Raw genomic sequence first — 9,574 nt, 5'->3', positions numbered from 1 at the left:
GGAGGGGTCGTCCGTGGGGGCGTTCAGGTCGGTCAGCATCTGTTTGCTGAAGCCGAAGAAGTAGGTGGCCACGAAGCCGGCCAGATAGCCGGCGGCCAGGCCGAAGGCGTAGATGGCGGCGATGGCGCCGAGTCCGTGGTTGCCCTTCAGCAGGGGGAAGAGGGCCCAGCCGGAGGGGCCGATGGCGGTGGAGCCGACCGAGGTGCCCAACTGGTAGAAGAGGCCCACGACTCCGCCGCCGAACGCGCCGCCCACACATGCCGTGACGAACGGGCGGCCCAGCGGCAGCGAGACGCCGTAGATCAGCGGTTCGCCCACGCCGAGGAAGCCCGCGGGGAGGGCGGAGCGGATCGTCTTGCGGATGGAGGCGTTGCGGCGCAGCCGCAGATAGATGGCGACAGCCGCGCCGACCTGGCCCGCGCCGGCCATCGCGAGGATGGGCAGCAGCACGGTGTAGCCGCTCTGGTCGATCAGCGTGGTGTGGATGGGGATGAGGGCCTGGTGCAGCCCCAGCATCACCAGTGGCAGGAACAGTCCGCCCAGCACGAAACCGGCTGCCGCGCCGCCGTGCTGGAGCAGCCAGTCGGCCAGGTGCCCGATGCCGGTGGCGATCTCGCCGCACACGTACATCAGCCCGAACAGCGTGACCAGCCCCGCGACCAGCACCGTCACGGTGGGCGTGACCAGCACGTCCACGGCGGCCGGTACGAAGCGGCGGCACGTCTTTTCCACGTACACCGCGAGCAGCGCCGCCAGCAGCGCGCCCAGCACGCCGCCCTGCCCGGGGGCCAGTTTCTGGCCGAACGCCGTGACGTCGGCGACCCCAGGAAAGACGATCACGGCCGCTGCGGCGCCGCCGAGCACCGGCGTGCCGCCGAACTCGCGGGCGGTGTTCAGCCCGACGAAGACCGCGATCAGCGACATGAAGCCGCTGGCGATCGCCGTCAGCGCGGGGGTGAGCGCCGGGAGCCAGCCCGCGTTGGTGAACAGGCCGTTGAGGCCCGCGACGATGCCGCAGCCGATCAGCGCGGGGATGAGCGGGACGAAGATGTTGGCGATCCGGCGCAGCATCAGCTTGACCGGCGTCGCGTTCTTCTCCTTGCGCGCCGCGCGGATCGCCGCGCCCTCGGCGGCCAGGTCGTCGGCCGTCTTGGCTGTCTCGGCTGTGTTGGCCGCCGACTGACCGGAAGGGGTGGGTGTGGGCGCGTCCTGCTGGACCAGCGCCTCGAACTCCGGCGTCACCCGGGCGACTTTTCCGGGCCCGAGCACGATCTGGTACGTGTCGTCCTCGACCACGCCCATCACCTCGGGGAGCGCCTTGAGGGGCTCGTCCTGGACGAGGGAACGGTCGGCGAGGCCGAGCCGCATGCGGGTCATGCAGTGGGTGACGGAGGTGACGTTCGCGGCGCCGCCGACGAGGGGGAGGATCGCCTCGGCGAGCTGCCGGTTCGGGTTGGCTTCAGGGCTGTCCGTGGTGCTGTCTGTGCTCATGGTGCGGTCGCTCTTCTTCGAGTGGTGCCATGGGGGGTGGGGTGGGGGTCTGGTTGCCTGTGCTGCTGGGGATCAGGCCTGGCCGTCGGCGGGTTCGGCCGCCGACGACAGCGCCGCGCGCAGATGTCCGCCGGAGGCGGCGAGCAGCCGCTCCGCCGTCGGGGCGTCGACGCCGCCGAGCAGGGTGAGGATCGCTGCCTTGACCTCGCCGTCCGTGGCCGCCAGCGCCGCCTCGATCTCCTCGTCCGGTGCGCCGGTGGCCAGCGAGACGATGCGCCGCGAGCGGGCCCGCAGCTTCTCGTTCGAGGCGCGCAGGTCCACCATCAGATTTCCGTAGGTCTTGCCGAGCCGGATCATCGTGATGGTGGAGAGCATGTTGAGCACGAGCTTCTGCGCCGTGCCCGCCTTGAGCCGGGTGGAGCCGGTCAGCAGTTCGGGCCCGACGACGATCTCGATGCCGTGCTCGGCGGCTGTGCCGAGTGCCGAGCCCTCGTTGCAGGCCAGCCCCACGGTCAGCGCCCCGCGCGAGCGCGCGTACTCGACGGCGCCGACAGCGTAGGGCGTACGGCCGGAGGCGGAGATGCCGACCACCGTGTCGTCCGCCGTCACACCGAGCGCCGCGAGGTCGGCGGCCGCCGCCTCGGCGCTGTCCTCGGCGCCCTCCACCGAGTCCACCATCGCGCCGGGCCCGCCCGCGATCACTCCGGTGACCTGGCCCGGCGCGGTGTTGAAGGTGGGCGGGCACTCGCTGGCGTCCAGCACCCCCATCCGGCCCGCCGTGCCCGCGCCCGCGTAGAGGAGCCGGCCGCCGCGCGCCATCCGCTCCGCGATGGCGTCGATCGCGGCGGCGATCGCGGGCAGCTGTGCGGCGACGGCGATGGGCACGGTGCGGTCCTCGCCGTTCATGATCTTCGCGATCTCCAGCGTGGGCAGCTGGTCGATCTCGGCGAGCTCGCTGCGGAACGCCTCGGTGGTGAGCGTGTCCAGCTGCTTCCGCAGGTCGTCGTGGCGGGAGGGCTCGGACTCGGGACCGACGCGACCGGCGGGCCCGGTGCCGTGGGGCTGTGCGGTTCCGTGGGGCTGTGCGGCGCCGGTCTGCGCATCGGTGCCGGTCTGCGCATCGGTGTTGGTCTGCGCGGTGCCGGTCTGTGCGATGCCGGTCTGCGAAGTGCCGGTCTGCGAGGTGGTGGTGTGCGAGGTGGTCATCGAGGCGCGGCTTTCTGTGGCTCGGGGCGGCGGCGTCCGATGGGGCTGGCGGCGGACGCGTGCGGCCGGTCGGGACGCGGTGCGGTTCGGCGGAAGCCTCAGCAGTGCGCGGCGGTCGGCGGGAGCCTCAGCGGCGCTTGGCGGTCGGCGGGGGCCTCGGCGGTGTGCGGCGGTCGGCGGAAGTCTGCGCGGCACCGACCGTCGCAGGGGCCTCAGCGGTTGCGTGGGCGGGGGGAGTGGCGGTGCGCCAGTGCCTCGTACGAGGCGGACAGCGCGGGCGCCGCGGTCTCGTACGTGCGCTGGGCCACCCCTATGAACAGGCAGTCCACCACGAGGAGCTGGCTCGTGCGGCTCGACATGGCCGCCGGGCGCAGCTCGCTCTCCCGCGCCGTGGAGGTCGTCAGTACGTGGTCGGCGTACTGGGCGACCTCGCCGTCCGGGCGGCCCGTGATCGCGATGGTCGTCGCGCCCCGGTCGAAGGCGACCCGCAGCGGCTCGATGACATCCACCGTCCGCCCCGAATGGGTGATGGCGAGTGCGACATCGCCGGCCCGCATCTGCACGGCGTTGGTGACGGCCAGGTGAGGGTCCACATGGCTGTGCGCCACCATGCCGATGCGCAGCAGCTTCTGCGCCAGGTCCTGGCTCACGAGGCCCGAGGCGCCGACGCCGTACACGTCGATCCGGCGAGCGGTGGCCATCGCCGCGACCGCCGCCTCGACCTGGCCGACATCGAGCGCTGCCGCGGTGTCGGCGAGGGTCTGCTGCTCGTCGGCGGCCAGCTTGGCGACGACGTCGGCGATCGGGTCGTCCACGACGATGTCGGCGGTCACGGCCGGGGCCGCGCCGGACTCCTGCTGCGCCGCGAGCCCGGCGAGGGCGAGCCGCAGATCGCGGTAGCCCGGATAGCCGAGCAGCCGGGAGGTGCGTACGACGGTGGCCTCGCTGGTGCCCGTGCGCTCGGCGAGCCCCGTGACGGTGAGCTGGGCGCACCCTGCGGGGTCGTTGGCGACGGCCTCGGCGACGCGCTGCATCGAACGCGTCATCGACGGCGCCATCGTCCGGACCTTGGCGGCGAGCGCCGTCGGCCCCGGACGGCTGGCTGTGGCCGCGGAGGGGTTCGTGGAGTGGGCCGTGGAGGGGCCGCTGTTGCCGGTCCCCCGCCCGGCGCCGCGGGGCTCGCCCGCGCTGCGCGGGGCCGGCGGCTGGGCGCCGCGCCCCGCGGGGCTGCGCCCAGGGCGGAAGGCGAAATTTTCCTTCAGATTGTTGCTCACGGGTGGAAGATATTTTCGAATCCGTCCCTCGTCAATGCCCGACGCGGCCCGAGCCGTGATCGCCGTGATCGCCGTGATCGCCGTGATCGCCGTGATCGCCGCGATCGCCTCGAGAACTGTGAGCGCCGTGACCCCCGCGATGGCCGTGAGCTGTGATCGTTCCGGCCCGGCAGTGGTGCAATGGAGATATGGAACCGAAGGAATCCGCATCCGACTCGGGTCCCCCCGAAGAGGGCCACCACGGCAAGGGCCACCAGAACGCGCTGGAGCGAGCGCTGCACGCGGCCCGCGCGCTGATCCTCGCCGACCTGGAGGCGAGCGATGTCGCGCGCGCCGACATCGTCTCGCTGGTCGAGGCAGCGGTCACCCACCGCCGGTGGTGGGTGGGCGAGTGGCCGGAGGGCGTGGCCTTCGTGGACGGCCTGGTGGCACAGGACGTGCAGGACGCGCTGCTCGAACGGTACGGGCGCTGGCCCGTCTGCCCGGTCTGCGTCGGCGCCGATTTCCACGCGCTCGACGTCGAACCCGAACTGGGCGAGGAGCCGCACTGGGTCTGCGGCAAGACCTCCACGGTTGTGGCCCGGGTCGGCTATCTGGGCGAGAAGCTGTGAGCCCGGGGCTCACGGGGTGACCGTCTATATCGACCCGCCGATGTGGCCGGGGCATGGCCGCATGTGGTCGCACCTGGTGAGCGACGTGTCCTACGAGGAGCTCCATGAGTTCGCGACGCTGATCGGGTCACCGCCGCGTGCGTTCGACGGGGATCACTATGACGTGCCCTCGACGCTGTACGAGGCCGCGGTGCGGGCCGGAGCGGTGCCGGTCAGCTCCAAGGAACTCCTCCACCACCTGAAAGCGGCGGGCCTCCGCCGCCCCAAACGCTGACCGCGCCCCGAAGGGGCCTGGCGGCCCGTGAGGGCGCGCCCCGAAGGGGCGCGGGGAACGGCGCGCTCAGCCACCGACTGGCCGCAACGACCGTACGGCATCAGCTCCAGCGGCGGGCTGGGCCCGGCCGGCACCGCCGGTCACGTCTCGTATGGTGCACGCCGTCGCGGCGGGAAGGGGTTACTCGGCGGGAAGGGGTCGCTCGGCGGGAGGAGGAGCCTCCGCGGGAAGGGGCTACTCGGCGGAAAGAGGGTGCTCCGCGGAAAGAGAGGGTGCCGCCGGAGACGAGAGGTGCCCCGCCCGGGCTGAGGGCTCCGCAGGAGACGAGGGATGCCCCGCCCGGGCTGAGGGCTCCGTGACGGGGGACCCGGCGACGACCGCGGAGCGGACACGGACCCGCGAAGAAACGGCCGTCGCGACCACCGCGCCGGCCGCCAGCACGGTGCCGACCCACCCCACCGCCGCGTACCCCCACCCCGCGGAGATGGCCAGGCCGCCCAGCCAGGGCCCCACCGTGTTGCCGATGTTGAACGAGGCGGTGGCCGTGGCCCCCGCCAGCGTCGGCGCCGCCGCGGCGGCGTTGAACATCCGGGCGTTCAGCGCGGGCCCCGTGGTGAACGCCGTGACGCCGAGCATCAGCGCCAGCGCGATCGCCACCCAGCGGTACTCGGCGAACAGCGCCAGCAGCGCCAGCACGGCGGTGGACGCCGCGATGCCGCCGTACATCGTGCCGAACAGATGCGCGTCCGCGATCCGTCCGCCGATCACCGTGCCGATCAGCCCGCCCACCCCGAACAGCGCGAGCACGCTGGGCACCCAGCTCTCGGGCAGCCCGGCCACCTCGGTGAGCAGCGGCGCGAGGTAGGAGAAGAGCGCGAAGACGGCGCCCGCGTTCAGCGCGATGGTCACCAGCGCGAGCCACACCTGCTTGTCGCGGTAGATCCGCAGCTCACGCCGGAGGTTGGGCGCTTCGGCCCCCGTCGGCACCGCCGTACGCGGCACCAGCGCCAGCACCCCGACAAGACCCACGGCCGCCAGCGCGGCGACCGCCCAGAACGCCGAGCGCCAGCCTGCCTGCTGCCCCAGGAAGGAGCCCGCGGGAACTCCCGCCACATTGGCGATGCTCAGCCCGCCCAGCATGATCGCCATGGCGCGGGCCCTGGCGTTCTCCGCCACCAGCGAGACGGCGACCGCGGTGCCCACCGCCCAGAACCCGGCGCACGCCAGCGCGCTCACCACCCGCGAGGCGAACAGCACCTCGTACGAGGGCGCCAGCGCCCCGGCGACCTGTCCCAGCATGAACGCGGCCAGCAGCGCGATCAGCGTCGTACGGCGCGGCAGTCTCAGCGTCGCCGCTGCCAGCACGGGCGCCCCCACCACCATCCCCACCGCGAACGCCGACACCAGCAGCCCCGCCTTCGGGATCGAGACCCCGAGATCGCGGGCCAGCGGCTGAAGAATCCCCGAAAGCATGAACTCCGAGGTCCCGAGAGCGAAGACGGACAGGCCGAGCACATAGACGGACAGCGGAACGCGGTCGGCAGCCGACTTGCCGCTTACGGGATCTTCAGGCATGCCTCTGCCAACCATCCCTCCGGCCACGGCATTCCCGCCGCTCTCGCCCGGCGCTTCCCGCCGTTCTCCGCCGTTCTCCGCCGTTCTCCAACGTTCTTCCCGGCGGGCGTCACGCCTCCAGCAGCCGCAGCTCCGTCGTCAGATTGTGGCGCGCCGCGGGCTCCCAGTGGGTGTGGGCGTGTGGGGTGCGGAACAGGTGGGGGAGGCCGAGGAGTTGGCGCAGCACGGTGGCGCGGCCCTCGCGGAAGACGGCGTCGGGGACGAACGCGTACTCCTGGCGGATCTCGGCGGCGTAGTGCGCATAGCTCTCGGGGGAGCCGGCCAGCACGGCGAGGTCGGCGTCGCAGAGCAGTTCGCCGTTGATGTCGCCGGGGGCGGGGTCGTGGCCGACGGTGAGCCTGACCAGGCGTGCGACCTCGGCGACGCGTGCTGCCGGGACACCGGCTTCGGGCAGTGCGCGTTCCGCGAGCCGGGCGCTGCGCTCCTCGTTCTCGCTGCGGTCGGGGCGGTAGACGGCGTCGTGGAACCACGCGGCGAGGCGTACGGCGTCGAGATCTCCGCCTGGCAGCGGCCCTGGCACGGTGCTCGCTGTGGTGGGCTGCTGCCCCTCGGGCGAGAGGGAGGTGGCGGGGGCCAGGTGCGCGGCGAGTTCGTCGATGCGGTCGAGCACGGTGCGCAGATGGGCCGTGCCGTGGTAGCGGCGGTGGGGTTCGGCCCAGCGGCCGAGGAGGTCTTCGCCGTACGGGGCCGGATCGGGGCCCTCGGCGCCGGCCCGGGCCCTGACCAGCAGCGCGGTCCAGCGTTCGAGCAGGGCCCGGTGAGTGGCGTCCGCCGTCTCGCTGCCCGGCGGAGGCTCTGTTGTCGACATCGGGCAATTGTGGTCCGAAGGGAGCGCCGTCTTCCAGCGCACTGCGCCGTATGGCACTCTGTTCCGCATGTCTAGACCAATTCTCGAGGTGGTTGCGCTCAGTGCGGAGGACGCTGCTGCTGCTCAGGCAGGGGGAGCGGACCGTCTTGAGGTGGTCACCGACATGGCCGCCGACGGGCTCACCCCGTCCCTGGAGACGTTCGCCGCTGTCCGGGAGGCCGTCAGCGTCCCCCTTCGGGTGATGCTGCGGCTCGCCGACGGCTTCGGCGCCGGGGGCGACGCCGGGATCGCGGAACTGTGCGCCCGGGCGCGCGCACTGCGGGCGGCGGGCGCCGAGGAGTTCGTCCTCGGTTTCCTCGACGACGCCGGGCAGGTGGACCTGCGCGCGGTCGAGGCGGTGACCTCCGCCGTGCCGGGCTGCCGGTGGACGTTCCACCGCGCACTCGACCGCGCCGCCGACCGCGAAGCGCTGCGCAAGCAACTCGCCGATGCGCCCGGCCTGGACACCTTCCTCACCGCAGGCTCCCCGGCGGGCGTCGCCGACGGTTACGGCACCCTGCTCGCCGAGGCCGCCCGCACGGTCGCGGGGGAACCGGGCTACGGCCCCCGCCTCCTGGCCGGCGGCGGCCTCACCCTCGCCCACGTCCCCGGCCTGCGCCGGGCCGGCATCACCGCCTTCCACATCGGCAGCGCGGCCCGCCCCCAGGGCTGGACTTCGCCGATCGACCCGGCGGCGGTACGGAGCTGGCGCCGAGCGCTTGACGCGGACTGACCGAGTTCGCGGGGTAACAGCAGTCAGCGGCACCCCCTCATCGGGAGGTCCGCACCGCCGAAGGCATCCGTACCCGCCGGGTCCGTACGACAGCCCCGCGCGGGCCGCCCCGGCCCTCCCCCTCGCGGAGCGCAACCGCCACGGCTCCCCCAACGGCCAGCACGGCGACGGTGACCCCGAACACCGCAGTGGCCGTATTCAGCGAAGTGGCGTCACTGAGCGCCCCCGCGGCGACGGGAAGGGCACCGGCCAGCAGATAGCCGCCCGCGGTGAGAGCGGCGTTGGCCTCGGCGAGGCGCCCCGTGGGGACGTTGGAGCTGAGCATGGTCAGCGCGCCGAGCTGGGTGAGGCCCTGGCCGAGCCCGGCCAGTACGGCGGAGGCGACCAGCGCGGGCACCGAGGTGGTGCGGACGGCGAGGACCAGCGTGGCCATGCTCGCCACGGTCAGCCCGGCCCCCGTCAGCAGATCCGTCCGCACCTGGAGCCGCCGCGCGGCGAACTGGATCCCCGTCGCGGCGGCGAACAGTACGAAGATGGTCGCCCCGGACAGTATCCGGCTGCTGGTGTGCAGCAGGTCGGCGAGCAGGGTGGGCCCGAGCGACAGCACGAACCCGGTGGCCGCGATCGCGGGCGCGAAGACGGCGAGGCCGAGCAGCAGCTGACGCCGGTTGGCGCGCGGCGCCGACGGTATCCGCACCCAGCGCCGCGACCCGGCCGACGGGGTCCCGCTCTCCCGGCGCGGCAGCGGCATCCGCAGTACGACCACGAGCGCGGCCAGCAGCAGCCCCAGCTGGAGCAGAAAGACGGTGACGGACGGACCGGGCGCCAGCTCGGACAGCAGCCCGGCCAGCAGCGGCCCCACGGCGGCGCCGCCGACCATCGAGGACGAGGCGATGAGCCCCGCGGTTCGCTTCTGCGTACGGTCAGCGAGGTCGGAGACGGCCGCCATTCCGGCCGAGAGGAACGCGCCGACCGCGATCCCGCTCAGCAGCCGCGCGGTGAGGAGTACGGGCACGGAGTACGCGGTGGCGAACATCGCGGAGGCGAGCAGTCCGAGCCCCAGCCCCGGCACCAGCACCGGCTTGCGGCCGAAGCGGTCGGAGAGGGTGCCCGCGACGGTGAGGGTGCCGAGGAGCCCGGCGATGTAGCAGGCGTAGATCGCCGTCAGCGTGGCGGCGGAGAAGCCGATCCGGTCCTGCCAGAGCACATAGAGCGGCGCGGGTTCGTTGGAGAGGGCGAGGACGGCGACGACGGGCCAGGCGGCCAGCCACATCCAGCGGGACGAGGGCGTGGGCATACGGGGACTCCTGGGCAGGGGAGGGAGGCGAGCAGAGAAGGAGTACGAGTAGACTCGTACTCGTGGAAGTACGAGAGAATTCGTACCAGCCGTCACTAGTACGATGCAACTCGTACTTCGTCCCGTACTTCGTCTCGCACTTCACTCCATGTGCCGCCCCGCCGCCGAAGGAGCCCCTTATGAGTGACACGGTCCTCGCCCGGGAC

General features: G+C 73.0%; 9 protein-coding genes. 3 read left to right on the top strand and 6 right to left on the bottom strand.

Going from position 1 to position 9,574, the window contains the following annotated elements:
* The 3 genes from ITI46_RS31080 to ITI46_RS31070 all read right to left on the bottom strand — a co-directional run.
* Nucleotides 1-1,491, bottom strand: a 1,491-nt coding sequence (locus ITI46_RS31080; RefSeq protein WP_209243272.1) for a PTS transporter subunit EIIC, incomplete at its 3' end; no start/stop codon positions are given.
* Between the two features lie 72 nt (nt 1,492-1,563).
* Nucleotides 1,564-2,697 (bottom strand): N-acetylmuramic acid 6-phosphate etherase, encoded by a 1,134-nt coding sequence (murQ, locus tag ITI46_RS31075; RefSeq protein WP_247746864.1) that lies wholly within the window; start codon nt 2,695-2,697, stop codon nt 1,564-1,566.
* A 212-nt stretch (nt 2,698-2,909) separates the two neighbouring features.
* A complete protein-coding gene (locus ITI46_RS31070) occupies nt 2,910-3,971 on the bottom strand; it encodes a MurR/RpiR family transcriptional regulator (protein ID WP_209243271.1) in 1,062 nt (353 codons plus the stop codon).
* Between the two features lie 188 nt (nt 3,972-4,159).
* Here ITI46_RS31070 and ITI46_RS31065 point away from each other — a divergent pair, with 188 nt between their 5' ends.
* Nucleotides 4,160-4,582 (top strand): DUF8819 family protein, encoded by a 423-nt coding sequence (locus ITI46_RS31065; protein ID WP_247746863.1) that lies wholly within the window; start codon nt 4,160-4,162, stop codon nt 4,580-4,582.
* 16 nt (nt 4,583-4,598) lie between these two features.
* On the top strand, nt 4,599-4,856 hold the full coding sequence (locus ITI46_RS31060; protein WP_209243270.1) for a DUF4031 domain-containing protein: 258 nt from the start codon (nt 4,599-4,601) through the stop codon (nt 4,854-4,856).
* 234 nt (nt 4,857-5,090) lie between these two features.
* Here the strand turns inward: ITI46_RS31060 and ITI46_RS31055 are convergent, their stop codons facing one another.
* A complete protein-coding gene (locus ITI46_RS31055; RefSeq protein ID WP_209243269.1) occupies nt 5,091-6,431 on the bottom strand; it encodes a Cmx/CmrA family chloramphenicol efflux MFS transporter in 1,341 nt (446 codons plus the stop codon).
* Nucleotides 6,432-6,540: 109 nt separating this feature from the next.
* Nucleotides 6,541-7,299, bottom strand: coding sequence for an HD domain-containing protein (locus tag ITI46_RS31050; RefSeq protein ID WP_209243268.1), 759 nt, complete (start codon nt 7,297-7,299; stop codon nt 6,541-6,543).
* A 67-nt stretch (nt 7,300-7,366) separates the two neighbouring features.
* Between ITI46_RS31050 and ITI46_RS31045 the strand changes: the two genes are divergently transcribed.
* Nucleotides 7,367-8,071 (top strand): copper homeostasis protein CutC, encoded by a 705-nt coding sequence (locus tag ITI46_RS31045; RefSeq protein WP_209243267.1) that lies wholly within the window; start codon nt 7,367-7,369, stop codon nt 8,069-8,071.
* Nucleotides 8,072-8,108: 37 nt separating this feature from the next.
* On the opposite strand, the gene ITI46_RS31040 is transcribed toward ITI46_RS31045, so the two are convergent.
* Nucleotides 8,109-9,368: an MFS transporter gene (locus ITI46_RS31040; RefSeq protein ID WP_209243266.1), complete on the bottom strand. Its 1,260-nt coding sequence runs from the start codon at nt 9,366-9,368 to the stop codon at nt 8,109-8,111.
* Nucleotides 9,369-9,574: the final 206 nt, after the last annotated feature.

Origin of the sequence: Streptomyces oryzae (assembly GCF_017676365.1) — a bacterium.
Taxonomy (GTDB): Bacteria; Actinomycetota; Actinomycetes; order Streptomycetales; family Streptomycetaceae; genus Streptomyces; species Streptomyces oryzae.
Note: the sequence above shows the minus strand (reverse complement) of the source record. Positions and strands in the feature narration are given on the sequence as shown.